Origin of the sequence: Paenibacillus aurantius, from assembly GCF_032268605.1 — a bacterium.
Lineage (GTDB): Bacteria > Bacillota > Bacilli > Paenibacillales > NBRC-103111 > Paenibacillus_AO > Paenibacillus_AO aurantius.
Window position 1 is genome coordinate 4,088,932 of the sequence record NZ_CP130318.1, and the last position, 26,062, is coordinate 4,114,993.

Annotated in this window: 27 protein-coding genes and 2 pseudogenes; 4 read left to right on the forward strand and 25 right to left on the reverse strand. The window is 41.8% G+C overall.

Annotated features, from left to right (window positions below; all coding sequences use genetic code 11):
• Nucleotides 1-344: 344 nt before the first annotated feature.
• A pseudogene (locus MJA45_RS18475) lies at nt 345-1,151 on the reverse strand (tyrosine-type recombinase/integrase).
• 275 nt (nt 1,152-1,426) lie between these two features.
• On the opposite strand from MJA45_RS18475, the gene MJA45_RS18480 reads away from it, so the two are divergent.
• A complete protein-coding gene (locus MJA45_RS18480) occupies nt 1,427-1,915 on the forward strand; it encodes an RsfA family transcriptional regulator (RefSeq protein WP_315603380.1) in 489 nt (162 codons plus the stop codon).
• Between the two features lie 216 nt (nt 1,916-2,131).
• Here MJA45_RS18480 and MJA45_RS18485 read toward each other — a convergent pair whose 3' ends face one another.
• From MJA45_RS18485 to MJA45_RS18535, 11 genes are all read right to left on the reverse strand, one after another.
• Nucleotides 2,132-2,746 (reverse strand): GNAT family N-acetyltransferase, encoded by a 615-nt coding sequence (locus MJA45_RS18485; protein ID WP_315603381.1) that lies wholly within the window; start codon nt 2,744-2,746, stop codon nt 2,132-2,134.
• 211 nt (nt 2,747-2,957) lie between these two features.
• Entirely contained in the window at nt 2,958-3,959 is a 1,002-nt protein-coding gene (locus MJA45_RS18490) for a phosphotransferase (protein ID WP_315603382.1), read from the reverse strand.
• Between the two features lie 230 nt (nt 3,960-4,189).
• Nucleotides 4,190-4,831: a helix-turn-helix transcriptional regulator gene (locus MJA45_RS18495; RefSeq protein ID WP_315603383.1), complete on the reverse strand. Its 642-nt coding sequence runs from the start codon at nt 4,829-4,831 to the stop codon at nt 4,190-4,192.
• A 6-nt stretch (nt 4,832-4,837) separates the two neighbouring features.
• Nucleotides 4,838-6,019 carry an ABC transporter substrate-binding protein gene (locus MJA45_RS18500; protein ID WP_315603384.1) on the reverse strand — a complete coding sequence of 394 codons (1,182 nt, stop codon included), beginning with the start codon at nt 6,017-6,019 and terminating at the stop codon, nt 4,838-4,840.
• 285 nt (nt 6,020-6,304) lie between these two features.
• A complete protein-coding gene (locus tag MJA45_RS18505) occupies nt 6,305-7,042 on the reverse strand; it encodes a metallophosphoesterase family protein (protein WP_315603385.1) in 738 nt (245 codons plus the stop codon).
• Between the two features lie 158 nt (nt 7,043-7,200).
• The gene (locus MJA45_RS18510) at nt 7,201-8,187 is read right to left on the reverse strand and encodes a phosphotransferase family protein (RefSeq protein ID WP_315603386.1); all 987 of its coding nucleotides are present in this window, start codon (nt 8,185-8,187) and stop codon (nt 7,201-7,203) included.
• Nucleotides 8,188-8,386: 199 nt separating this feature from the next.
• Complete coding sequence (locus tag MJA45_RS18515; protein ID WP_315603387.1) at nt 8,387-8,788, reverse strand: hypothetical protein; 402 nt, start codon at nt 8,786-8,788, stop codon at nt 8,387-8,389.
• 93 nt (nt 8,789-8,881) lie between these two features.
• Nucleotides 8,882-9,175 carry a hypothetical protein gene (locus MJA45_RS18520; RefSeq protein ID WP_315603388.1) on the reverse strand — a complete coding sequence of 98 codons (294 nt, stop codon included), beginning with the start codon at nt 9,173-9,175 and terminating at the stop codon, nt 8,882-8,884.
• 6 nt (nt 9,176-9,181) lie between these two features.
• Entirely contained in the window at nt 9,182-9,574 is a 393-nt protein-coding gene (locus MJA45_RS18525) for a tetratricopeptide repeat protein (RefSeq protein ID WP_315603389.1), read from the reverse strand.
• Between the two features lie 96 nt (nt 9,575-9,670).
• Nucleotides 9,671-10,006, reverse strand: coding sequence for a YolD-like family protein (locus MJA45_RS18530; protein WP_315603390.1), 336 nt, complete (start codon nt 10,004-10,006; stop codon nt 9,671-9,673).
• Between the two features lie 676 nt (nt 10,007-10,682).
• Nucleotides 10,683-11,705, reverse strand: a complete 1,023-nt coding sequence (locus tag MJA45_RS18535) for a HEPN domain-containing protein (RefSeq protein ID WP_315603391.1) — start codon at nt 11,703-11,705, stop codon at nt 10,683-10,685.
• Nucleotides 11,706-11,907: 202 nt separating this feature from the next.
• Between MJA45_RS18535 and MJA45_RS18540 the strand changes: the two genes are divergently transcribed.
• Complete coding sequence (locus MJA45_RS18540) at nt 11,908-12,243, forward strand: transposase (RefSeq protein ID WP_315603392.1); 336 nt, start codon at nt 11,908-11,910, stop codon at nt 12,241-12,243.
• Nucleotides 12,231-13,073, forward strand: a complete 843-nt coding sequence (locus MJA45_RS18545) for an IS3 family transposase (protein ID WP_315608055.1) — start codon at nt 12,231-12,233, stop codon at nt 13,071-13,073. Before MJA45_RS18540 ends, MJA45_RS18545 begins: the two co-directional genes overlap by 13 nt.
• 127 nt (nt 13,074-13,200) lie before the next feature.
• Here the strand turns inward: MJA45_RS18545 and MJA45_RS18550 are convergent, their stop codons facing one another.
• The 12 genes from MJA45_RS18550 to MJA45_RS18605 all read right to left on the reverse strand — a co-directional run bounded on the left by MJA45_RS18550 (nt 13,201) and on the right by MJA45_RS18605 (nt 24,733).
• Nucleotides 13,201-14,133: a stalk domain-containing protein gene (locus MJA45_RS18550; protein ID WP_315603393.1), complete on the reverse strand. Its 933-nt coding sequence runs from the start codon at nt 14,131-14,133 to the stop codon at nt 13,201-13,203.
• A 42-nt stretch (nt 14,134-14,175) separates the two neighbouring features.
• On the reverse strand, nt 14,176-14,562 hold the full coding sequence (locus tag MJA45_RS18555) for a GNAT family N-acetyltransferase (RefSeq protein WP_315603394.1): 387 nt from the start codon (nt 14,560-14,562) through the stop codon (nt 14,176-14,178).
• 247 nt (nt 14,563-14,809) lie between these two features.
• Nucleotides 14,810-15,580: a class I SAM-dependent methyltransferase gene (locus tag MJA45_RS18560; protein ID WP_315603395.1), complete on the reverse strand. Its 771-nt coding sequence runs from the start codon at nt 15,578-15,580 to the stop codon at nt 14,810-14,812.
• Between the two features lie 208 nt (nt 15,581-15,788).
• Entirely contained in the window at nt 15,789-17,267 is a 1,479-nt protein-coding gene (locus MJA45_RS18565) for an amidase family protein (protein WP_315603396.1), read from the reverse strand.
• A gap of 266 nt (nt 17,268-17,533) precedes the next feature.
• Nucleotides 17,534-17,998 carry a GNAT family N-acetyltransferase gene (locus tag MJA45_RS18570; protein WP_315603397.1) on the reverse strand — a complete coding sequence of 155 codons (465 nt, stop codon included), beginning with the start codon at nt 17,996-17,998 and terminating at the stop codon, nt 17,534-17,536.
• Nucleotides 17,999-18,512: 514 nt separating this feature from the next.
• Complete coding sequence (locus MJA45_RS18575; RefSeq protein ID WP_315603398.1) at nt 18,513-18,764, reverse strand: YolD-like family protein; 252 nt, start codon at nt 18,762-18,764, stop codon at nt 18,513-18,515.
• 484 nt (nt 18,765-19,248) lie between these two features.
• On the reverse strand, nt 19,249-19,710 hold the full coding sequence (locus MJA45_RS18580) for a DinB family protein (protein WP_407083058.1): 462 nt from the start codon (nt 19,708-19,710) through the stop codon (nt 19,249-19,251).
• Between the two features lie 406 nt (nt 19,711-20,116).
• Nucleotides 20,117-21,598 (reverse strand): FAD-dependent oxidoreductase, encoded by a 1,482-nt coding sequence (locus MJA45_RS18585; RefSeq protein WP_315603400.1) that lies wholly within the window; start codon nt 21,596-21,598, stop codon nt 20,117-20,119.
• Nucleotides 21,599-22,066: 468 nt separating this feature from the next.
• Nucleotides 22,067-22,552: a signal peptidase II gene (gene lspA, locus MJA45_RS18590; protein WP_315603401.1), complete on the reverse strand. Its 486-nt coding sequence runs from the start codon at nt 22,550-22,552 to the stop codon at nt 22,067-22,069.
• A gap of 107 nt (nt 22,553-22,659) precedes the next feature.
• Nucleotides 22,660-23,397 (reverse strand): metallophosphoesterase family protein, encoded by a 738-nt coding sequence (locus tag MJA45_RS18595; protein ID WP_315603402.1) that lies wholly within the window; start codon nt 23,395-23,397, stop codon nt 22,660-22,662.
• Between the two features lie 228 nt (nt 23,398-23,625).
• The gene (locus tag MJA45_RS18600) at nt 23,626-24,138 is read right to left on the reverse strand and encodes an AAA family ATPase (RefSeq protein ID WP_315603403.1); all 513 of its coding nucleotides are present in this window, start codon (nt 24,136-24,138) and stop codon (nt 23,626-23,628) included.
• Between the two features lie 118 nt (nt 24,139-24,256).
• The gene (locus tag MJA45_RS18605; RefSeq protein ID WP_315603404.1) at nt 24,257-24,733 is read right to left on the reverse strand and encodes a UPF0158 family protein; all 477 of its coding nucleotides are present in this window, start codon (nt 24,731-24,733) and stop codon (nt 24,257-24,259) included.
• 144 nt (nt 24,734-24,877) lie between these two features.
• On the opposite strand from MJA45_RS18605, the pseudogene MJA45_RS18610 reads away from it, so the two are divergent.
• A pseudogene (locus MJA45_RS18610) lies at nt 24,878-25,075 on the forward strand (IS110 family transposase); the annotation flags it as partial.
• Between the two features lie 175 nt (nt 25,076-25,250).
• Here the strand turns inward: MJA45_RS18610 and plsY are convergent.
• Entirely contained in the window at nt 25,251-25,874 is a 624-nt protein-coding gene (plsY, locus tag MJA45_RS18615; RefSeq protein WP_315603405.1) for a glycerol-3-phosphate 1-O-acyltransferase PlsY, read from the reverse strand.
• Nucleotides 25,875-26,062 lie beyond the last annotated feature (188 nt).

Sequence of the window (26,062 nt, forward strand, 5' to 3'; positions counted from 1 at the left end):
ACTGCCGACCAACTTTTCACCATTGTCGATGGCAAGATCGAATTTAATTCCTGCGGGTCAACCGCTTTTCGAACCTTACAAGTGAGTTCATCGTCCAAATAACGGATACCACTCCATCCTTTGCATTCACGCAAATCCAACCCGCATTTCCGATCACATATCCAAGTTGATACATTTAGCATTATTTCCGGCATCCAATGTCCTCCATGTTGTGGAATAAAAAAGGGAGACTCAAAATGTACATACGTATCCCGTATGTCCAAATGGTCTCAATGATCAATCGTAATTTCAGAAAATTTCCACAAGGGTAGTCAGCCACTCATAGCCGACTGTTGGTGCATCATTTAAGAAATAAAGCAGTTCCCAATATAATGTTGAGTCATAAGGTACCTTAAGCCCCTAAAAGTAACGACGATACAATTCTCTTCGACGTTACGTTCTCCACGTAACTGGGCGTATATCTGAGTAGTGGATGCCTTCTCATGCCCTAGCATCCCCTGAATAAAATCCAATGGTGCACCGTTATCAAGCAAGTGGCAGGCATATGTATGGCGAAACCGATGGGGGTACACGTTAGCAGCGACCTCTCCGCGACGTGCAAGCTTTTTTAAAGAATATCGTATTGTGGATATGGTCATTCGTCGAACAGGAAGAGAACCAGTCGCAAAGAGAGCTTTGCATGAATCCTGTCGGTTCTCAAGGTATCTCTTTAACCAAACCTTGCACTCTGTCGTAAAATAAACTTCTCATTGTTTAGAACCTTTCCCATTCACAATTACGGAGCAGTTTTCCCAGTTGATATCTTCCACATTTAATCGGTGGACTTCACCAACACGGCAACCCGTACAGTAGAGGAATTCTAATAGTGCATGCTCACGTGGAGTTTCACAGGTAATTTTAAGAAGAATAACATCTTCCTCTATCAAAAACTTCGGGATCCGTTTATCCACGTTTGGTTCTCTCAGTTTCAAAGTTGGATTTTTAGCAATGAGCCCTTCCTCAAATGCAAATCGGAAAATGGACCTTACGAACCGAATACGATGCCCCAAACTGCTTGGTTTCAATCTCTCCGACTGTCTCGCCAGATAATCTTTGAGCAAAGTTAGAGAAACTTCTTCGATTTCAAGGTTTCCAATTTCTCGTATCAGCACTTTAAGCTGCCCCCCAATTTATTTATTATCCTTAGCTTCGCATCATTTAGGAGGGTTTAATCTATTTTGTTTAATTTTGTTGCCAAGTTAGCTTGGCCGTTAGTGGAAAAGGCAATTCAAAATGATTGCTTAATGCATAGCCAACAAAGAAACCTACCGCCATCAAAATACGGGAATTACGTGGATAATTATTATTTACATGTCTCATTTGCATAGATAATTGCATATAAATAAGCACAAATGGATAGACTGGTATCTAATCTTGGAGGTGCAAAATGGATCGGAAAGATAGCTGGACTGTAGAAGACGACTTATTGCTTGCTGAAACAGTGATTGATCACATTAAAACTGGGAGTACGCAACTAGCTGCATTTGAAGAGGTTGGAGCGCGTTTAGACCGTACAGCAGCGGCTTGTGGATTTCGTTGGAACTCTACAGTTAGAAAACAATATGAGGATACCGTTAAAGAAGCGAAGATTCAACGGTCTGCTCAGAAGAAGGTCAAAATAGCTAGTGTTATTCCGATGAGGAAGGACGACGCAGTAGGAACGGGCGAGAATGTTATCAAGAAGCATATACAAGAAGTAATTCATTACATCGAGAAACTGGAACATACAATCAAACTTCAACAAGAAGAGATTGAGGATTTAAATAACAAACTGGCAGAAGAAAAATCCGGGAAAATTGCAAGTGAAGATCTGGATAGTCTCATGCATATAATCCTTCGCGCAAAAGAAATGGGCACGTTGAATAAGGCTAACTGAATTTCGAGCCATGCTTATGCATGGCTCTTTTTTACTTTCAATTTTCTGTAATAGGCCACGAGTTCTCGTTTCCGGCTAGCTGAGTTTCCGCGCGGAACGCAGTAAAAGCGATGGATCGGTTCCATCGCTGTACTCTCGTACCCGTTAGCGGAATGAACCGTTCTCAAGGCAAGTTTCATAAAAAGTCCATCCCTCATAGGATGGACTTTACTCAAATCATATTTCTGCCTGCTTGTGAAACTGTTCCTTTGTGAGAACATGCAATAACTCACCGTTACACTCCTCGTAATCACCTGTCAAACCCATTAGTTCGCGTCCAAACACAAAACCCAGTTTCTTAATTACTCCTATTGACGCAGTATTCTGTGAATTGGCCTTAGCGAACAATCGGTCTAATCCAATAACATTGAAGGCATAGGCTGTCAACGCGGCGGCTGCTTCAGTTGCATAACCATTACCCCAATAGTCACGGCCAATTAAATAATACAGTTCTTTATCAGGTGCACTTAAATCAAGTACGCCCACACCACACCAGCCGATGAAATTGCCTGTTGCTTTGCTTCGAATCGCAAATGAGTATTTAAATGGCATGTTAAAGGGTGTATTGTAACTGTCGATTAGCCACTTGAATAGTCCTTTATATTCTTCGAACGATAAAACTCCCATATGCATATAAGTGAACAATTCTGGGTTTTGCATCAGCTCAAACGATTCCACCAAATCACTTTCGTTGTAAGGACGAATGATTAGACGCTCTGTTTCCAATCGCATCCCAGATAATTCGGTTTTCATCTTGTTTCTCCTCTTGTCTATATATTTGTTTTTGATCATGTATCAGACCTAGAGTGCGAAATATGGCATACCCACCACTCACTTTCCACGCATTTTATCTATTAACATAATCTGTTTCCCAGGAAAGATACAATGGATAATTTGATTTTAATCGAAGTTACCATCTGGATAATACCTTACTCTACTGCCCGTAAGCGGAACAAGCGGCTGATGATGTCGGCCGCTTGTTGTGATTGTGTTATCGTACCCGTTAGCTGAATGGTTTATTGTTTAGAATACGTAAGGTCTCAATGGTTTTAATAACAACCTTTGTCTTTTCCTCTTTGGAATTTTTATTGACTTCTAACATGTCTAATATATCCTTGCTCTTCCTAAGTAACAACACATCAGAGTACATATCGATGCTTTTCTCTTCAATTGAGCTAAGTGGTCTGACTGATTGATAACCGTTTAAGACTGCTTTATATACGATATTATCAAAACAAAGCCTTATCACCGCTAAATCATGTATCCTCCATCCATACGCGCAATGATCGAAATCGAAAATTTTAAAACCATGTACTGGACTATAGTGAACGTTAGACGGGTTTAAGTCTCCATGAATTAAGCCAAATGCCTCATTAGTTGTAGGAAGTTGATTAATCTGCTCATACATGATGTTTGCACGAGTTTTAAAAAAGGATATATCGGATAAATTTAGGGTTCCGATATACTTTTCCAAAGTTTCTAATGGCTCATTTATCAAATATCCTTGATCAATTTTAATTCGAGAATGTTCGCTTTTAAACTCATCGGCTTTCTTATGAAGAGAAGCGACTAATTTCCCGAAGAACATTGCATCGCTGGGATTAATATTTCCTATATGACTACCTTCAGCATGATCAAATAAGGCTATATATCGAAGCTCATTTTTACAATGTACAGTGTTTAGGGTTTCATTTTTAATACTTCGAATTGGAAAAGCTACAGATACCCCATTACTGTGTAGATACTCCAGGAAATCCAGTTCAAAACGAATATCTGTAATATTTCTTATGTATCTTTTTTTATTTTTATAAATCCTTAAAATAAATTTACTTCCATTCGCATCAATGGAGTAATGATCATTAAAACTTCCTCTTAGGAATTTACACTTTATTGGACTTGAAAGACTGTATATCTTATCTAAGGCATCAAGTAGTAGATCTTCTCCCAGCATCTCGCCGCTAATGATCATATCACTCCTATTTTCATTTTCACTAAATTTTAACACAATATGGAATTAAACTCTTCTTCCCCTTAGCGTAAAGAAGCTGCCGATCTTTTCCCGCGGCAGCTTCTTGATGGGTTTATTAAGCTCTTGTACACCCGTTAGCGGAATGAACTCACGTCTTTCCAGCGTGACCTTGGTTCATCCGCCTTTGGGCTTTTACACATTTTACCGTACATTACTGTCCACGAGTCAAAGGTATGGACGGCCCTTTTCTCACTCATCTAGGAACCTTAGTCTTTGCCTGCGGCTTTCTTGCGGTATTCTTCCCCCGTGTCGACGACCCTCGTCATCCGTTCCAACCGGTAATACTCGACCTCGCCGGACTGCTCGCACAAGGCTATTAGATAGACCCCATTCGCTTGGGAATACGTGCGAAAGGGATGCACCACCACCTCATACTCCTCTTCCTCGTCCGTATATGCAATACGAAGCTTATGGCTCTGCCGGATGGCTTCGTCCACCTCATGCTTCCGGTCGGCAAGTGCGGAATCCGCACGAAATATCGGCAAGTCGCTGTTCTCCGGTTGATACGGTACGAATCGTTTCAGTGTCTGGACGACGCGGTCGAGACCTTCGACGTATCCTATGGATTTCGCGGCTTCCTCGTATTTGTAGATGAGGAAGCTCAAGATCCGAAGATCGGTCTCAGACAGAAACACGGAAGGCAAAATGTAAGCTTGATTCGAGTATTCATACCCTCGCTCTTTGGCATTGTAACTCATCGGAGCGAGTAGGGAGTTCTGCATATACTCGATGTCCCGACCGGCCTGTCGGACCGAGATCTCGAACCGTTCAGACAGCGACCGGGCATTCGGATAGCGGCGGCTGCGAATTTGTTCGTCAAACCACAGAATCCGATGCATGTTGCTCATGGGGAATCACCACCATCCCGGGGACTTAAAATCAAAAGGCGTGATCTTGGGAGTACGGCGAACCGCCTCTTGAAGGACATGTTCCGCATCCTCGGCATGAACAAGCCTGTCGAAGGTCTCGTTGTGATGGAAGGCGGGAATGAAGTTTGGGTACTGGTACGCGCCATCTTGGCCGTATTGCAGTTCCTTGTAGAAAACGGCATACATAGGGTCCGCCTTGTGGCCGCTCTGATCCGCCGTCTTCCGGTTTGCCGCCAGGTTTAGAACGGTCCACAGCTTGTCGACGCCTTCCCCCGGAAGAGCAAGTTTGCGGAGAAAAGCCCAGGCAAGTTCGCGATTGCTGCAAGTCGTAGAGATACCATACCCATACACTTGAAAAATGTTCGATTTAGGATGCTTTTTGCCGCCCGGGAAACCCACGACTCCGAACTTTTCCTTCTGTTCTTTAGACATGGGTTTGATCGCCCAGTTCGCATCCAGATACATGGACATTTTCTCATGAATAAAGCAAGCCATCCAAGAATCCTGCCCAACCCCCATTCTCGGCGACACGTCCTCGTCGAACAAGGACAAGTATTGCCGGAACCCTTCTATGGTCGACGGATGGTTCAGATAACCTTCCAGTTCGACGCCGTCTTCCGATATGAAAGATCCACCGCAATTCCAGACAACCGGTTCGACGTAGAGCATATATCCGAAGCTCGTAAAGGCACCGTGTCGGATCACGTTCCCGCTCTCATCCCGCATCGTCAATTTCCTTGCCGTATCTTTGAAGTCCTCCCACGTCCATCCGTCTTGCGGATACGGTAACCCCGCTTCCTCAAAATGCTGCTTGTTGTAGAAGACCCCGAGCGTCTCAGTCATGACCGGCAACGCCCCGATCCGTCCGTTCGATTCTACGGACTGTGCGATGCGCGGAAAATAGTTGCCCATGTCGACCTTGTCTCGCAGGATAAATTCCCGCAGATCGGACAAGATCCCGGCATCCAGGCATTGCCCCATGTTGGTGCCTTCCCACTCCACAATGTCCGGGCCTTCACCGCTCGTGAGCCTACGGATCAACTCTGCCTTGTTCGGCACGAGTTCCAGTACTACGGATACGTCCGGGTTCTCCTTGCGGAATTGCTTGACCGCTTCCTGAATGACCGCCATCCGTTGATCGTCATGCGTCGCGATGGTAAGCTTCATTCCTTTCGCCTCCTTAAGATGTCTTGCCATTCCAGTATAGGAAGGATCCCCTGACATATCGTGTCCGACCAAGAAAATAAGTGAGTGAAAATTCCTAAGCAGCAACATCTATCTCCATAAGATGAACAAATTCCGTTGTTCAGCTTATTCCAATTCGTTAAGATTTCCTTCAAGAAGTGTTTACTACGCAATGCTGCCCGTTAGCTTAACGAGGCTGCCGTACTTATTCGCGGCAGCCTCGTTAATTTCCTTTATTTTACTATCGTCTCTCGTTAGCAAAATCAATTACCGGAGTTGATTACCATGAAAAATCTTGAGAATGAAATCACGATCAGGAACCTCTAATTTGGAATAAGATTTTAGGAACTCTGTATTGTCATACTTAACCTCCTTCAACTCAATCCTTGATTGCCCTTCAGCAATATGTACAAGTGCAAACCGAGCGGCAGGTTTATCGTAACAACCAAGTGAACCTGGGTTCAGAAACGTATGATCATGATTCGCAAAGTAATGGCTGGGATGATGATGGCCGAAACAAATTAGGTTTTCTTGACGGTCAGAAAATAGCTCAACGAGATTGGGTAAGCTGGGTTCAACAACAGAACTAAAGGGGTCTTTACTAATGTGCTCTTTAGATTTTTCTTGATTTATATGGTAATGAATCATCAATACGTCTAAGGCTTCCTGCCTAAATTTTATAGCCCTGGGCAGAGTGTTCAGCTTTTGAATAAGTGATTCCTCCAGTCTACTTGCTATCCATTCATGATGGCTTCTTACATGCAAATGGCTAATTGGGTATTCGTCTCCGTTAAGAAGTGCTAAAACTGCCTCATCATGGTTACCTGTTATCATAGAAATATCATTCCTGGCGAACAGCATGTGTAACACTTCATTACTATCAGGACCGATACCGATCATGTCACCAAGACAAAATATACGGTCAACCCCTGATTCATCAATTGCTTGAAGAGCAGCTCTCAATGCTGGGTAATTACCGTGTATATCGGTTATAACAGCAAACATCTTTTTAGGTCTCCTTTTCAGCCTTTATATATGTAGCTATCCAGCCTCATACTTAATGATTGGCCTAGAGGCAATAAAAGCGATGGGATCCACAGCTGCTCTCTCGTACCCGTTTAGCTCAATGATTCATGTTAGCAATCAAATACTGAAATCCCACTTCATTTATTCGATAACGGCCCGGCTTCCCCGGCCAGCAGCTTCAAATTCTTCTCGATCTCACCGTCAATCGCCGATCCCCAACCATCAGGAATTTGCGGTTTATTAATGAGGTGGAGCATAGTGGATATGTCGGCAAGCTTGGACAGCGCGTACCACTCCTCAGGCAAAGGCTCTCTCGCCTTACGGTTGTAGCCTTCCTGGAAGGCGGCAATGGTATCTGCGCCGATATAGCGCTCGACTTGCGTCCTTGTCCTGAAGAATTTGCCTATGTCATAAAAGACAGGCGCCGCGAAACAGTACTCGTAGTCGATGAAACAAGGCTCCAATGAAGGCGTGACCATAATATTGGAGAAAATGAAATCGCCATGCGAGAACACATGCTTGTCTGCAATCCTCTCTACCAATGCGGCGTGATTCACCAGGAATTGCATGCACTTCTCTTTAGTTGAAGGTTGAATATGGGTTCCTGCAAGGCCGTTTAGTAAGGTGTAATATTGGCTCGCGAAGGATTCAAGCTGTTCCGCGATCTGCAAATGCTCGTCTAACAGCGCCATATGAGAATATTCGGTTTGATGCAGCAAGGCAAGCGAGCTGCTGATTCGATGCACGACATCGTCGGGACATCCCTCGTTCTCGGTAATAAAGTCCCCTAGCGTCGAGCCTTCAATAAACACCATGATTAGGTAAGAAAAAGGGGTAATCTGCTTGCTATCATCGAAATAGAAAATCTCTGGGGCGCGAATCTTTGCTTTTGCATACTGATAGGCTGCCGCCTCAATCCCGCTGTGGTCGTTGTTAGCGGGATAAATCCTTAACACATACTTGCTACCGCTGTCTGTCCGTAAGGCATAATTGCTGGTGCTCATGCCTTTCGTCAAGGGCGAGACTTGGGTAATGCTTGCCTTGGAGTCGAAAGCAGCGAACAGCCTCCTGACCATGTCTTCGTTAACCGTTTGAAAATCAAACAGTCTAGCCGAGTCTTTCACCGTAGGCCCTTCCTAGTCGAATTCTAGGGTCAAATTCATTAACAAATTCTCTGATGCTAAAAAATCACCCACATATTCCTTGGACAACTTCTTTTTATTAATAACTACCAACCCCCGATGCAAATATTACTATACTGAATTTAATGGTAACTGCTCCCTGGGACTTTAGTTTAATGATCCTTCATTAAATATTAATTCATCATCGTCTGACTATAATAGTCATGAAGTGAGGGTGGCCACACGCTTTTAAACTACTAAATCTCATTCCTCTGACTTTTCCATTGCTTATCCAGACACCAGACTTACAAAAGATTGCTGCTAATTGACTAGCAAGTTGAGCTTCTGCAACAGTCAATTCTAGTGATTCCAATATGAATTTTCCTATTCCTTCAACTTCTGTACCATTACCAAGTTTGCTTACGTTATTAGCAAGAGGTGTATCTGGATGACTCTTTACAAAATTATGTATTGCAGAAATCAATTCAGCCGAAAATGAATATTCGTGAAAGTCCCTTTTGACACTTACATTGTTACTTGAGTCTATGTACCATTCAAATCTCTTTTGCTTGGCTCCCAGAGTATGATTTATAGCGCTTTTCATATTTATCTCCTCTATGGACATTAAAAAATAGAAAAAGTCCAGCAGCAGGTAAATGTTACAATGGGAACTCCTTACGGGACAATATCTTGTTACTTACAAAGTCTGAACTTCAAATAGCTCTCTACTACTCTTACCATAAGGAACACAGAGATCATCTAATTTTCCTTTTAAGCATAAATTCCTGGCAAAATGCTTTCGCCACCGATTACCAGTATCCTCAACATCAACTATAATATGATTCGCTCCAACTTCGATAAGTGCTAATGAAATGAAATCCTGTTTTAGTCCTTTCCAGTTCGAAGGATCATCAATATAGTGTTCTAGAAAAATTAGTTGTTCTTGGCTAAAGTAAGCACTCTTCTTTTTCAAAGAAAATTTTAGTCTCACTCACCTTCACCTCTTATCACGCAGTTCAATTACCTTTTTCAATCTCTCTTTATAGCGCTCTAGTTTTGGACGCTTGTCTGAGCGCAAATCACTAATCTTCTCGAAAACCTTAATAGCTTTTCTAAGCACCCTTATTTCATCATTGATCCTTTTTTGCTTTCTATAGATATCACACAAACTGTCATAAGGGTGACTTCCGTCAAAACCCTTTTCTACATTTTTTTCATACAACTCAATAGCAAGTTCAATTTTGCCTTCCTTTTCATACTCAGATCCCTTAAGATTTCTCTCAACCTTCATTTTTTCTGAGTCCCTAGTCCGTGCCGGTTCAACAACTACTTCTTTTATTTTCTCGACTTGTTTAGGCGAACTCAAAAGCCGCTTCAAAAAAGTGATCATTGTTATCTCCTCAATGAATCTACCGACTTTACAAAACTTGGAACAAGACTATAGTACCACATCAAAAAATAACCAACAATAATAAGGTTGCTTTGCTCAGATTAATTGTATTTCAAGGATATCCTGCAATTTAATCCAAACGAAATCACTATTATGTATGAGTTTGATTTGCTTATTTAATGTGTCTATTTTATCAATGCAGCCGATATGTATATGATCCTCATAATCATCGAAAACCGAAACCTTTACTTCATTGTCTGTGAAAATTGCTTCGGATATCACTCTTACTAGTTCCATAATTCTCTGCTCGTCCAGGATAGGTTTCTCTTTGATGTTCAAGTCTCGCCTATATGTAATAATGCGATCTCGATGTTCCGGCAGCATCATGCGTGACGCTTCCCAAATCCCATTCCCTACGAGTTTCTTTCCCATATTTAATCGCACCACCTATAAGAACATTTGTTCTTATTATATTCTGGATGGCTTAAGTTATGCAAGAAACAAAAAGACCCATCCTAAGGACAAGTCAACTTAATTTCTATGCGGCTTTATTCTTATCATCTGGGATAATCACTGGCTTTATTTGTTTCATCTTAATTTGATTATCACGATACCCATTCCAATAATATATTCGGGGATAACGGAAGATGAGTATATACTCGTTCAACAAACTTACTCCAACAAATCCAATAAGTTTCCAATCAACCTGAGTTAATATCTTCAATTTTCATCCCCTCCATATTATATTTTATTCAAGGATAAGTTCGTCCAATTCAATATGCAGCAAACAAAAAGACCCATCGTTAAGATGAGTCCCTTTATTTGTAGCATATTTTTTAATGTCAATGTATCCTATTAGTAACACATGCGAGTTACCGTTCTTCGCCGCAAGACGCAAACCTTCGCGGATATGCGCTCCCCCAACACCTTGTTTCTGATGGCTGGGTTTAACTGCAAACGCATAACACACGATGTAACCTGCAGGTCCATCGATCCACGTTCCACCAAAGCTTGAGATGCTCGTGGCGGACCGAGAGGACTTGCCCCCCGACGAGTGAATGCTCTGTTATCGGAAGTATCATTCTTCCCCGTATCCACCTTTAAGTTCTTACTCTAACTTCAAGTCATTATCAATTAGTCCTCTTTCCTTCAGGCTTTTAACGATTTCATTTATATCAATACTTCCATTAACATTTTTTTGAAAAAGGTTCAAGTCCACCTTCCCATTGTGATCTAAATAACCCTTTGCAACTAGCGCATCAGAAATGTAATTACGTGCAGCAACATACACGTCATATGCATCATAAGCTTCATTCCCAGTAACATAAGTCCTACCTTGATGGACAATCTGATTTCGCAAGTTATAAAGTATTTCATACCAATTTTTTATAGGCCCTAGAGTGTTAAATCTCAAATCTACTCCTAGTTGCTTAGCAAGATGCTGTTCAATAACATTACGGAAAGCGTATGAACTTACCTTTTCAATTTCTTCAGTACTTACACCTTGCTTTGTCAGTATTAACCTATGGGTATTTCGTATAAAAATTTCAAAAGAAGTTTGAAGATCAATAATAGCATCAAGATGTTGTTCTCTATAAAGATGCGACTTTGCAGAATCAAAGAACTTGTCCACTAAGAATTGCTCCGGGTAAAGTTCCCAAGTATGAAGAGTATTCCCTAACCTCTTCATACCTTCTGTGCTCAATAGTATCTCTTTTCTTAATACTTCCTGTGGTTTTGTTAAGTACAGACAACTTTCTCCGTTCAAATCTATAATTAAATATTGGGGTAAATCCGCTATGGTAATATTGTATAGATAATCTAGACCAAAACAGGTTCTAAGTGCGTCAATAAATTTATTAATATATTCTATACATTTAAGAACTAAAACTCTGTAGCTATCCTCTTTAGTTACCTCGTCTTTAAAGAAATCATCTTTTGGAACAAAAACAATAGACATACAAGTGCTCTCTTCAATAACAGGAGTATCGTCACCACTATATTTAATCTCTTTTCCGTAGGTATGAAATGTTGTAATAAATTCTCCGAAAAAGTACCCACTAACAAATTTAATATCATCCTCAATTGGAAGTTTAAAGGGTAAAAGAATATCTAAAGAATATTGTTTCACAAGGCTCTCTCCTTGAGTAATGATATTTCCGATAACGCCTTTTTAGCGAACACTTCGTAAGTTCGCCGTGGCTAAGTATTCGTGAAAGTGCTTAAACTATCCTGCCCGTTAGCGTAAAGAAGCTGCCGATCTTTTGATATTATCCCCTTTAAGTAGACAGTGTGGAAAAAGCACACTATGGTTTACTTGGAGGGGATTTTTCTTGGGCGAAATTCGGAAGACGTATGACATAGAATTCAAACGGCGAGCAGTGGAAATGTTCGTTGTAGAGGGTATGGGCCACAAAACCGTAGCAAAGGCTTTGGGCATCAACGACAAAATGGTTCGAAGATGGGTAGCGCATTATGAACGAGAAGGACTCGAGGGGCTTAAGGAAAAAAGAGGCACATCAAGTACAGGGAGACCTAAGAAACCGGCAACGGTGGAAGAAGAACTATTGCAGCTCCGAGCGGAGAATGCGTTGCTAAAAAAGCTTATCGAACTGCAAAGGGGGGAAGAGAAGAACAACGTCAAACGTACCAAGCCATTGAAGAACTAGCTCCGTCCTATCCGATCACGCTGCTTTGCCGACTGGCAGGCGTAGCCCGAAGCAGTTACTACAAGTGGGCAGCGCGCAAGCAACACCCTACAGCCAAACAGATCCAGGACGACGAGCTGAAGGCGAAGATCATGGAATGCCACATGCATGTAAAGGGGATCTACGGGTATCCCCGTGTTCGCACATGGCTGAAGAAGACCTATAATCTCCAAGTCAATCACAAGCGAGTTTACCGGCTCATGAGGGAACTCGGCATCCGATCACGGATTAGGCGCAAGAAGCCCTACTTCGGCTCCCGGGAAGCCACCGTTGTGTCTAAGAACGTGCTTAACCGGAAGTTCAGCGCAACAGCCCCGAACCAAAAGTGGGCAACCGATGTTACCTATCTGCCGATCGGTTCCCGATTCCTATACCTATCGGTTATTGTTGATCTCTATAACAACGAAGTGGTGTCCTACCAAATCGGCCGCCACAACAACTTAAAGCTTGTACTGGATACCGTCGAAGCAGCTGTACACAAGCGCAATGTGAAGAAGCTTTTGCTTCACAGCGACCAAGGGTTTCAATACACCCACAAGCATTACCATACGCTGTTGAAGCGCAAGAAGATAAAGCCAAGTATGTCGCGCAAGGGCAACTGTTGGGACAATGCCTGCATTGAAAGCTTCTTCGGGCACCTCAAGTCGGAGTGTGTTCGCCTACAATCCTTTGCATCTGAAGATGAACTAACAGAGGCCATTAGAAGCTATATTCACTTTTACAATAACGAACGTTTTCAACAGAAACTAAACAACCTTAGTCCGGTTGAATACCGGACCAAGGTCGCTTAGTGGCTTGATATTTACTGTCTACTTGACGGGGGTAAGTTCATTTTCCCGCGGCAGCTTCTTTATGATGTGTATATCAAGCTCTTGTGCCCGTTAGTGGAGTACATTGCAGGCAATAAAATTTTTTTTATTAATTGCCTACTTTAACTGTTATGGATTTATAATTAGTAAAGTCACCTTTTCCAACTAATACAGCGAATTGTAACTGAGCCGTTTTAGTGGCAGCCAATGTAGTTTTAGCTTCCCCAATACTTTTTCCAGATGCATCTAAGAATGTAATCGTAATAGGTGCTTCATCCGATACTTCGTTTGATTTAACCGAATAAAGACCACCCCTTACAATACTGTAGTCGCCTGTTTTCACTATATCTTGTACGGCAAAATTAACCTTGTTTTCAGCATCTATGTAATTTGGTCCTAACCCACCAAATACTTGAGTAGGAGTTGGCTGTTTGCTTTCCAATGTAACGACGGCATATTCTGAAACATCCGTTTGGCTTGATGTTTGTAAGGCTAAGATTTGTTCCTCTCCAAGTGAAGCATTTTTTACTTCGTAAGGCACTCTTTCCATGAGTTCACCTTCATTATCCCAAAAAAGAAGGTTACCTTTCACGTCCGTTTTAGTCACATCAATTTCTGGGTTAGAATATTTAGTCATGGACTGATAACCATCTATATATTTATGATTCCATGCAAAATAACCAATATAAAGTTTGCCATTAATGACTGAATGATTGCCTTCCTTTGTTACTGCTAAATGTCCAGCACTTATTTCACGATTATTGATGTCTATAACATTAAATCCATTATCTACCGTAATGGTTTGGGACACTTCATCATAAGCCACCTTGGAACCCATATTTTCTGCGATATAACGAATAGGAACATATGCGTGTCCGTCGTAATTGAGGGTTTGGTATCCCGAATCACTAGGATTTTTCGTTTCACCGTTAATAACAAATTTTGCAGGAAATAAGTATGCTTGTATGGTATCAGAAGCATAAGCAGCAGTCGTAGCGGTTAATACAATACCGCATACTAATCCGAGAAAAAACTTTTTCATATCTCAATTCCCTCCTATGTTTTTAAACTCTCGCCCGTTAGTTCAACGAAGAAGCTTCACCAACTGAATTGTGCCGCTTTGCCATAATTCTGTGTATTCCTTTTCGATTGTAAATCCATGCTTTTTATAAAAGCTGACGGTTTGCTCATAGACCGGCTTTGCTTGAGGGGGTACCGTCATAGCAACAACTTTCTTAAATCCAAGTTGCTTTCCGTATTGAAACAAACTCTGCAGTAAAAGGGAGCCATATCCCTTACGATGGTGCATTGGTTGAGTACCCATCAATGAAATAATCATTGATCCTTCTGAGCTTGTATAAACGATAAAGGATGTCACTTGTCCATCAATCTCTGCACACATTAAATCCTGAAATAATAAATCTCTTCGTGTTTCTTCTAACACTTCCTCAGTAAACCAAACACCGGTCAAGGTCTGTATAATTTGATCGATCTGAGATAGTATAGGACTTTCTTTTTTGCTGGTCTCTCATAAGTATTTATTGACAAGTCCATGATTGCCCCCTAAAAAGTCCATATTGATGATTTATATCTCGTGCCTGCTGTTATTTCGGGTGAAGGGAAGTATTTCTTCTTCTTTTTAGCCGAACTATTTTTTAAGTCTCCTTTAGCCTAGTGACCGTGTGATGTTATGTAGAGCTAGCCGTGTCTGTTGTCAATTATCCTATGTTAAAATCTGGTTTATGACTTTTAATTATAAGGTCCGGGGGGAGTGTTCTGGCTTTTTCTGCAGAATACCATTGGTTAGGTTCACCCGTGTCATTTTCAGGGATTCTAGTTTCCTCTACTACTTGGTCAATAATAAATCCAGCTTTGATAAGACCATTAATGTATGTACTGAGTTTTCGATAGTGCATCACAATCGAAACAGTTCTCCATGATTCATGTTTTTCATATCCTTCTTCAACATACGATCGCTTGAACACCAACTTGCCATCTCTATACTCCAATAAACTGTGAACTGGATGCTCCCAGCTAAATACAAAGACACCACCGGGCTTTAATGCATCAAAGATATTACTTAGTGTTTTACTAAGATTGACTGTCCACCCTAAAGCATAGATAGATATGGCAATATCAAAATAATTTCGGGGGACCCCTTTGAGCTCCTCCATTGGGGACTCAATCAAAGTAATAGGTATATTGAATTGGGAATTGACTTTTTTTGCGGATTCGAGTTGGGCTGTAGACAAATCAACCCCAAATAACTCGCCAGCTCCAGCTCTTGCCATGTACTCAAGGGTGTGGCCACTCCCACAACCAACTTCTAAAATAACTTTCCCCTTTAGGTCTCCCAAAAAGTTCAGTTCTTCTTCACTTGGGGCGTACATTCCGTATTCCAAATTTGTAAATGAACCTTCAAAGAATTGAGGAGCTACTATATTCCATGCATCCTTATTGATTTTTATTCTTTCTTCCTCTTTAAACATCTAATTCCCTCCGGATCGTTGCCAACTTTTACTAATACTTTATATTCGTTTAACTCCCAAAAATATCCTGCAACTAGTGAGCTAAAGGCATTAACGAACCAAAATATGTGATGTATTCCGTCGCAGTAACCCGTTAGCGTAAAGAAGCTACCGATCATTTCCCACGGCAGCTTCTTGATGTCTTTATTAAGCTATCGTACCCGTTAGCTTAGTCCAAATCTGGCGGAAGACGGAAAAGTGTCGCCTGCTCAAAACTATAGGCTATGCTGATTAGCGTGGGTTCACTAAAAGCCTTCCCGGAAAAGACAACTCCAAATGGACCCTGCGTCGAATCGCCATCCGCATCAATTGTTCCTTTGGCTGAATAACCAGCAGGCACTGTAATAAGGGGATATCCTAACCGGGCAGCAATGTACATACCATCAATGTCACCGGGTAACATTAATGCATCTAAGCCGTGTTGATCGAGTACATAGTCAATCCCTTGCGTTAAAGCCGGATGGTTATATTCCTGACGTTTAAGTTGATAAGTTGTCTCGTTTAGCGCATTTTGTTCCGAGCGAATCAGATTGTCTTGGCCAAACTTCAATGCGGAAACAGCGTGTTTTTGATTATACGCTATCAGATCTTGAAGAGAATGCACGGGCATATCCGGATTCAACTTCGATAAATAGCAATTCAGACCTGTTTTGAATTCGTAGCAGATAACATCATTGTTCCATGGATGCTGTTCCAAATGGAGGTCCACAGGATCGATAACTGTCGCACCTTGCTCACGTAGAACTTCGATGGCGGATTCCATGATGGAAAGTCTTTCTTCATCCAACGACCGATAGTAATGTCTGGGAATCCCAATACGAGCTTTACGTAGAAAGTCTCTGTCAAGATAAGTTGTGTAGTCATGAAAAGTACTATGTGGGCTTCTAGTCCATGTTGCCTTATCATTTTCGTCAATCCCAACGATCACCCCTAGTAGAGTCGCTGCATCAGTGACTGTCCTTGATATTGGGCCTGGTGTATCCTGACTTATGGAGATCGGGATAATGCCGCTACGGCTCGCAAGCCCTACAGTAGGCTTTATTCCGACGAGAAAATGTTGGCTAGCCGGCCCAATAATCGAACCCGCGGTTTCTGTTCCGATTGCTGCTGCTGCCAGGTTTGCCGCTACGGCTGCAGCCGATCCTGAACTTGATCCGCTGACGAAGAGCTTGCCAGGCCCATAGGGATTCAATACATATCCGCCTCTGGAACTGTATCCAGCTGGCATACGGTTGGACATAAAATTCGACCACTCGGTCATATTTACCTTACCTAGAAGAACTGCGCCGGCAGCGCGGAGCTTTGCCGCTATGAACGAATCTTCAGCAGCAAACGACTCAGCCAATGCGATTGAACCAGCGCTCGTATGCATTCGGTCATGCGTATCGATATTATCCTTGAGCAGGATGGGAATTCCGTGCAGCGGACCCCGACTACTTGTTGTATTTCGCTCAAGGTCAAGATTTCTTGCTATTTCAAGCGCATCTGGATTGATCTCTAATACGGCATTGATCAAAGGATTATACCTTTGAATGCGTTCGATATAGGCAAGTACGAGGTCTTCGGATGTACATTCACCCGAAGACATTGCCTTTTGCATGCTCGCCAAATCGGCTTCCTGAATCCAATCTTGTAAGTTGATGCTCATATATTAAGACACCCCCGGTACTGGTAAATTTTCGGATAACACATGGTAACATGATGCCTTGCCAAGGGTATAGGGAAAGTTTTGATTAGATAAGAAAGTATCGGTTTGGAGTAGCAGTAGAACTTGTATTTTTCCGAACGTCAATGTTGTAACTAAAGAAATCTGCCCTATAGCTTAATGATTGGCTTAGACGCAGTAAGAGCGATGGATCGGATCCACCGTTGCTCTTTCGTACCCGTTAGCTGAACGTATATTGATTGAATTCGTTATGTCACAATGGATAATTCCATAAATATTTCAGCAATATCATTATCATTGTATTTTGGTATCTCATAAAAGCCAAAACTTCGAAATACAGACATCGCTTTATAAGAGTGTTTCTCAGTGTCCAACCTCATCTTTATTAATCCAGCTTGTCTTGCAAATTCTATTATTTGGCTCATCATGCTTTTACCGTAACCCTTATCTTGATATTCAGGTAAGATGAAAAACCTCTTTATTTCCCCAATTTTGTATTCAGAATCAATACCTTTCAAACCAACAGTCCCAATAACACTCTGTTCTTTCTTTAATAACCAGAATCCGCCTCCCGTTTCGAAATATAGCCGTTCAATACTTCTAATATCTGAATGCAATCCTTCAGGATCAAAGACATACCCTCTGGAAACATACATAACTTTCATAAACTCTTCCAATTGATCCTGGTCTGATCTAATGTACCTTTGCAGCAATTAGCATTCCCCTCTCTTTTGTATTCAACAAAATCTCACTCAAAAAACTGCCAGTTAGCTTAACCCATCACGTCCGCGAGGTCTAAAGGTTTTTTTATTAATTTTTTACTAAGACAGCCGCTCACGTAAAACAAAAATGCCTCCGTGTACCAAACTCATTCCATTAAATCTTGCTGTCAAGTGACTAGGTGATTCAACTGAATTAAAAGGGGTAATAATTAGCACGTGGGAAGTGGTATTAAGAATCAAACAGCAGTACGGAAAAAACATGATTCCTTTGGATTCTGTCAAATCCGGAAAGGTTGTTGATTTACCATGAACACTAGAAAGTTTACGAATCACCCTAGAGATGAAGATCTCGAACAATAAGGAGTAACCATAACCGCTTCCCACAAAGATCCTTTGGAATATTCCAAAGGATCTTATTTTATTTAAGGCTACGTTAATTCTCAATGTTGATTTTCAGCCAAAAATATAACCGCCCCTTTAATGTGAGTCAAAAAAAACCACGAAACTAATCCCGTGGATAATCTACTCTCATTATATCCATGAAGGGTACTTTTACTGTCTCTTCGGACCGCTGGACATGGACCTTTCCGGATCTTGAATCCATCTCCACAATGTACCCGCGTACCGGTTCTTCCCATCCCCATACCGTCAGCAGGATTTCAGCACTCTCCTGTTTCGCTTCCGTTATTTGGTTTCCAATCTCCTCTAAAACAAATTCATCCCTCGTTGGTCGCTTCGCTACCTTCACCTTTGCCACTTTTATTCCCCCGTAATATTTTTATTTATCTTCTTATTCTAAACAGACCCATCGCCCACGACTCAATCTGCACATTTAAGACGAGTTATTTGCTGACGCAAATAAGACGGAATTCCCCCTAATTGGCTCCTTCCGTCCAATCATCCTGATGTTGAATTCTCATGATATCATAAAACTCAGTAATTGCTTAACTCTCGTAATCCGTTAGCTTAACTCTAAATGATAGTAAACTAGCTGAGCTGCCGCTGTATTATAGCGAGCAATGTGCGCTGCTCTTCCTGCGGAACGCTCTCAGTTAGGCGCGCCGCCATCAGCGGAAGCTCCCACTTAGCGAGTTCCTATAGTCACCCAAGTTTTACTAATACCTATTATTCGTTTAACTCCCAAAATATCCTGCAACTAGTGATCTAAGGCGTTAACGAACCAAAATATGTGATGCATTCCGTCGCTGTACTATGTTGCCTGTTTGTTGAGAGATCTATTCTTAAAGTAATCCTCTACCAATATAGTTGGCCGAAACTGGTTGAAGCCCAATGTCTCTTACCCATACGGATAGCTGGCCTATATGATGAATTTCATGAGCAATCACATGACGTAAAATTTCACCTTTGGTATAAAGTCCTTCTGTCCATGGGATAGTCACTATGTCATGTTCAAAATCATTTTTCCAAGTCTCAAGGAAGGGCCTAATTTCGGTTCTCAAAGAATTTGAAAGATTCCGTATTTGCTGTATGGAATTGTATTTATCGAATTGCAATTGAATGTCTGGTTTCCCCTGGATACCGCGAATCCAGCTATTTTCTACATCTACAATATGAATAAGTGTAGAAAGGATGCCACCTACACCGCCAATGCGTTTTCGCATCAATTCATCTCTTGAAATTTGTTCGGATAATTCAAACCATTCATCTCTGACCATCCAGTTATATCGAAATAAATTTATCAATTGATACCCCCTATGCACTTACCACTTAATTCCTAGCACTAGGAAGATTCGATCAATTAAAACATTATTCCTTTATTGCTACGCAAATCTGCCCTTTAGCTCAACGACAGAAGGAGCAGCTGCCGCGGCGGTAAGCTGCTCCCTGGATCGCTGAACTAACGTACCCGTTAGCTCAATCCCGAAGCTGATCTAAAAAATCAAGCCAGTTACCTCTAAAACTTTTTTTCGTCTATTTCATGGGACGATCTTTTCCATCGATATATGTCCTAGACATAGCACAAGGCTGTCGATACACGCCTACAGCCTTATCTTTGTTCGTTTCTCGTTACGATAACCAAGTTACTTCGCGGTCGTGCAGGAAATGCCTTGGTTTATTCGACTAAACTCAGATGGAGGGCAGGAATTTTTAATGAAGTGTTAACCTGCCTTCGTTAAGCTGCCTTATCTGTTCTTCCGACATGTACTTTATTTTATTTTTGCCTTCTGCTCCCCTCAATGTGATACCATATTTCTTATTGATGTAATCATGAAACTCTTTCATGTTTTTTTCTGTAACTTCCGTCAACTGCTGTCCATCGTCCATCCTCGCTAGGATTATCCCGATAACTTCTGCTGCCAACGAAGTATTTGGCTGAATTCGAGCGCTGCCATATGCCACTGCTGAAGCTCCTATATTTTTACCAGCAGTGATAATGTTCGTATATCCTTTGGGTATAAACGCACGTAGCGGGATACCATATTGGTCCGGATCTCCCTTTCTCTCGCCCCATGGATGATCCATCGTTCCCTGAAGATCAATGGGATAACCTGCAATGCTTACATTGTCCCAAAACATTTTCCCGCTCATCTGATCAGAAGCCTGCAGAATATACTCGGTTTCGTATCGATCAAAATCACGGATATATAAATAATTAGGGAAACCGTTAACCTCAGCATTTTCCCATCCTGGCAGTTCTTTTCGTAGGTGCGGCAATATACGTTCCGTCTCCCGTTTGCCAAGTTCTATTGCATTCCGAATACTCTCTTCACGGGCGGGATCGACGTTGTATAATAGGAGTGCGTTGATCAATACCTCACCATCGCGTTGGTTAATCGTATTTAAGCCGCGTAAGAATACTTCTTTGCTGCTGGCTTTATAACTGCCGCCAACATTGCCAAATCCCCAAGTGAACTTATCGGTTACTGTTGACTCACCGCCATATTTTTTGGTTATATCGTCTTTGCTGAGGCGATTTATTTCTCGTTTGAACTTATCCCAATCAACATTTCGGAACTTCATCATCATTGAGGCTGCCATGTAGTCCTTGGTTTTCCCCGTTTCATTAAAAACCGTCTCAATTCCTGGAATCCTGCTTATGCCTAGGCGACTTGTGATGGCGGAAAAATCCGTGTTTTCTACCCAGTATTTTGCCGTTATTTTCTTCTCCTCTCCCTCTTTTGTACGGTAGCTGATGGAATGTAATGTTTTATTCGAAGTCTTTGCATCTCTTTTTATGTCCAATGTTGTTATCGTGATGGCTGTCTCCACAGGTATTCCCTCGATTAAGGTCTTGTAATAGTCCGAAAATTCGCCTGCCTTGCGTATGTCGCCTTTTTTGTATCGATCAAAAAGTTCTTTGACCCTTCCTTGCAGCAACGACCTACCTCCGTCCGCGATTGCTTCATCTAAATAGTGCATTTCACCTTGAATCAGCTGACCGCCTGATAGGTCTCTCGGATCCAAAACAACAATTGATAAACCCTCATCTTTTGCGGCCCTCGCCAGATAGATTCCTTCTATTTCTGAACCAATTACTACGATATCAGGGTTGTTTGGATCCAAATTGGTGTTGTCTACTACTTCCAACTTTTCTTTACAAGCGGTGAACAACAACAGAAGCGACACCATTAGGATTGCGCAATGTTTCATAGTCCCCTCCAGATTTAAGTAGCATCACATGAGCCAAACATATGTAGTGAGCTGGCTCATGAATCTAAATTGATCCCCATTGACAGACCAACTGCTACATCTGTGATTTCCATGTCCTTCGACGGCAGACAGGAACCAAACAGCTTAAATTCTAACTTAGCCTCCCACATTATAAACGCGATATCAGGGTTGAATTTGACGAACACCGCCTTCTTTTTCCCAAAATACAAAAAAAACCATACGTGTAACGGTGTTCTTTTGAACCTCGTTATATACAAGAAAGACAGCCGATCCACCTTATACTCGGCTGCCTATCATTTTTTGAACTATCGTACCCATTAGCTTAACGAGCCGTATTTCTTCGCAGGAGCCTCGTTGATTTTTTTTATTTTACTATTTTAACCCGTTGGCGTAACTATTCAGACTCATCAAATTACCCAATTGGTCTCAGCCGATCCCTGTAGCCTCGGCCCCTTGATTTTTCGTGTCGCGCATCGTATCGAGAAGGATGAGTGCCACACCGATGGTGATGCCGATGTCTGCAACGTTGAAGATCGGGAAGATATAGCTCCCGAATGTCAGCTGGAAGAAGTCGACAACCTCGCCGTACAGCGCCCTATCGAGCAGGTTTCCGATCGCGCCGCCGAGAATCAAACCCAGCGCGGACAGAAGAAGAGCTTTGCCCGAACTCCGGCTTCTCTGAATATACCATAGGAGGCCGGTCACGACAGCGGTCGTTATGACGATGAAGAACAGCCGCTGGTTGGGCAGCATGCTGAATGCTGCGCCGTTGTTCTTATATAGATGAATTTTGAAAAACTCGCCGATCACAGAAAGCTGATCGCCGACCTCCATGCTGCCGGAGACAATTTTCTTCGTAATCTGGTCCAACACAAGCACGACAAGCGCAATCCAGTAAGAATAGGATTTCACTGCGTTTCCCCCGAATCTGCCCGTTAGCATAACAAGGCTGCCATACATCTTCGCGACAGCATTGCCAATTCCCTTTATTTTACTATCGTATCCGTTAGCATAATCATTTACCGGAGTTGATTACCATGAAATATCTTGAGAATAAAATCGCGATCAGGAACCTCTAATTTGGAATAAGATTTTAGGAACTCTGTATTGTCATACTTAACCTCTTTCAACTCTATCCTTGATTGCCCTTCAGCAATCTGTACAAGTGCAAAACGAGCGGCAGGTTTCTCGTAACAACCAAGTGAACCTGGGTTCAGAAACGTATGATCATGATTCGCAAAGTAATGGCTGGGATGATGATGGCCGAAACAAATAAGGTTTTCTTGACGGTCAGAAAATAGTTCAACGAGATTGGGCAAGCTTGGTTCAACAACAGAACTAAAGGGATCTTTACTGATGTGGTCTTTAAATCTTTCTTGATTTATATGGTAATGAATCATCAATACGTCTAAAGCTTCATGCGTAAATTTTATAGCCCTAGGCAAATTGTTCAGCTTTTGAATAAAGGAATACTCCAGTCTACTTGCTATCCATTCGTGATGGCTTCTTACATGCAAATGACTATTTGGGTATTCTTCTCCATTAAGAAGTGCTAACACTGCCTCATCATGGTTACCTGTTATCATAGAAATATCATTCCTGGCGAACAGCATGTGGAGCACTTCATTACTATCGGGACCAATACCTATCATGTCACCAAGACAAAATATACGATGAACCCCTGATTGATCAATTGCTTGGAGGGCAGCTCTCAGTGCTGGGTAATTACCGTGTATGTCGGTTATAACAGCGAACATTTTTTAAGGTCTCCTTTTTAGGTCTCCTTTTCAGCTTCTATATCTCTGTTGTATAGAACGATTTAATGTACCTATCCAGCCCATACTTAATGATTGGCCTACAGGTAATAAAAGCGATGGATCGGGTCCACCGCTGCTCTCTCGTACCCGTTAGCGCAGTGGATGGTCCTATTCGTATCCAGGTGCAATGATGTATTGGGCTGTCATTGAGCGTCCCGTAAGTTACTGTCATTGGCGTTCATTTGCTTCGATTTGATGGAGGATTTCGTTAACGACGCGCGCGATCGGTGCGGTGGCATCGATTATAATCCCCTTTTTGGGAACGCCTTCTTTCGTTTGATACATTCGCGCACTGATTTCCCGTTCCTCTGGTCTGCCTCCCCAGTCAGTTGGGTCCAGTGCCACTCGCTCATCAATCCGCCGGAGACTGGTTTCCAAGTCGACCTCAAGGACAAACACGCCGTCGAAGAGATCGATGAATTTGGGAAAATTCCGCGAACCACCGCAGAAAAATGTTACCCCCTCATCCTGATTGGCGACCAAAGATTTTACTTTATCTACATGCCAAATGTGGTTTTCGGGTTTAAAGCCTTCCGTCGGGGTACCAGTTTCCGGATCGCCTTGATAAACCAATTCACGGTCACCATGAATGGCATGGTAGCCGCGCCGCTGCAATTCGTTGCAGACCGTAGTTTTGCCGGCGCCGGAAACGCCTCCAATCAGATAATTCCTATTGCCCATGGTTAGACCCTCCATTCAACTGGATAAGCACAATATATTAGATTTCTACTTTATCGCTAAACTGCCCTTTAGCTCAATCAAGTTGTTTATTCACCCAGTGTAAAAATATGGCCCTTTCTTACTCCTGGATTTCAATATCGTGTTCCTTACACCATTCAATTACTAATTCCTTTATCTTACTTTCTTTGTACTTGTTCCAATGTTTATCAACACCATGTTCTATTACTCCATCTTTAAATCTCCTAAACGCTCCTCTTCCTTGAATGGCATCATTCAGTTCTTCTCTAATGTCTTCATCCTCTAGAGTCCCGATAAAATCCTGTATGATTTCATATTCGTTGTAATCGTTTCTTAACGTGAAGTCAACGTAAACCCCGTCTTCATCCTCAATAATGCTTATTGCTTTTTCTATGTTCTCTCTTTGCCATTCAGGAAAATTTTCAAGTGGTTTTTCATCTTCTGCAGCCCCAATTTCTTCTCTCATTAATGTAATAACTTCGCCTGTTTTGCTGTTTATAAAAGTAAAAGTATCTTCAATTTGAAGTTCAATTTCACCGACTAGATCATCCAATTTTACTGGTTCGTTATTCTTCATTTGTCTATAAGCCCCTTTCCATTCATACAAACATCTTGTCCAAAAAACAAACAAAGCTACCCAATCGGCAGCTTTGCACTTGATTTGATTAGATGATACCAATTTTTTGGCCACCAAACTATCGTATCCGTTAGCTTAATCAGAAGGCTCAGAACGGCCTTATATCTGGCTGTACGGTGTGGTCTGCGCAGCTCACGAAACCAGAAGCTGCGGGCTTATTACGATAATAAAAAGCGTGCTGAAGGCAAACCCTTTAAAGTAGCGGTTATTGCTTGTGTAAACAAGCTAATCCAATGGCTTTATGCGGTCTTGACCAAAAAGGAAGCATTTCGTCTAAGTTGAGCAAGAAACACTAACCTTCTTAGGAAAACCTTCCCAAGCCTTAAGGGACGGTTATTTGTCATGTTCTTTTTTCAGTATAACACCGTTGACTTTAACCATTAAGAATTAAATATTGACAAGCTATTAGCTAGAATAGCTTAACCCAATCATCTTCTTTGGCACAAATAAAATAGTATCAAAGAATAAGTTTACTTTCTTTTCCTGAAAGCAGTCTTATTATATTTCCCCTATGCCTGAAAATAGTCATAACCGCCATTAAGCATGCAAATAAATAAAAATAAAAGGTATTCCCGAAAACAGGAATAAATGAAATAGCCGCAAAAAGCAATGTAGCACATATTGTGCCTAAAGAAACATAACGGGTTAAAGCTACTATTATCACAAAAAAAACAAGGCATAAAAGGGCCATAACCCAGTTAACCATAAACAGCACAGCCACTGCTGTGAGTGCTCCCTTGCCCCCTTTAAACCCAAAATATAACGGCCAGTTATGCCCTATAACTACACCTGCTCCTGCCACTAAAAGACTTACACAATCTTTAGCGTCTCCCGTATAAAAGTAAACGCCAATAAAAAATCCTATATAACAGGCAATTATCCCTTTTAATATATCTCCCGCAAGAACAAACACCGCGGCAGATTTCCCAAGTACCCTAAGAGTATTGGTAAGCCCGGCGTTTTTGCTTCCATGGCTTCTTATATCCTTGCCATATATTTTCCCTACAATCACCGCTGTATTAAGGCTCCCTAGCAGGTAGCCTAAAGCTAAGGCCACAAAAAGCTTTAAGATATCAATCATGTCTCTTCTCCCGTGAAATTATTTATTACGATTTATATTCTTCATAGCACCAAGCTATCCTGCCCTTTAGCTTAATGCCTCCCGCCTTCCAGTCCTATACTTTATTTTAACAATCAGATTTCCTCAAGATGTAGGCGAAAGACGCCCCATGTGAAGATTCAGGATGAAATTCAAGACATATTAGAATT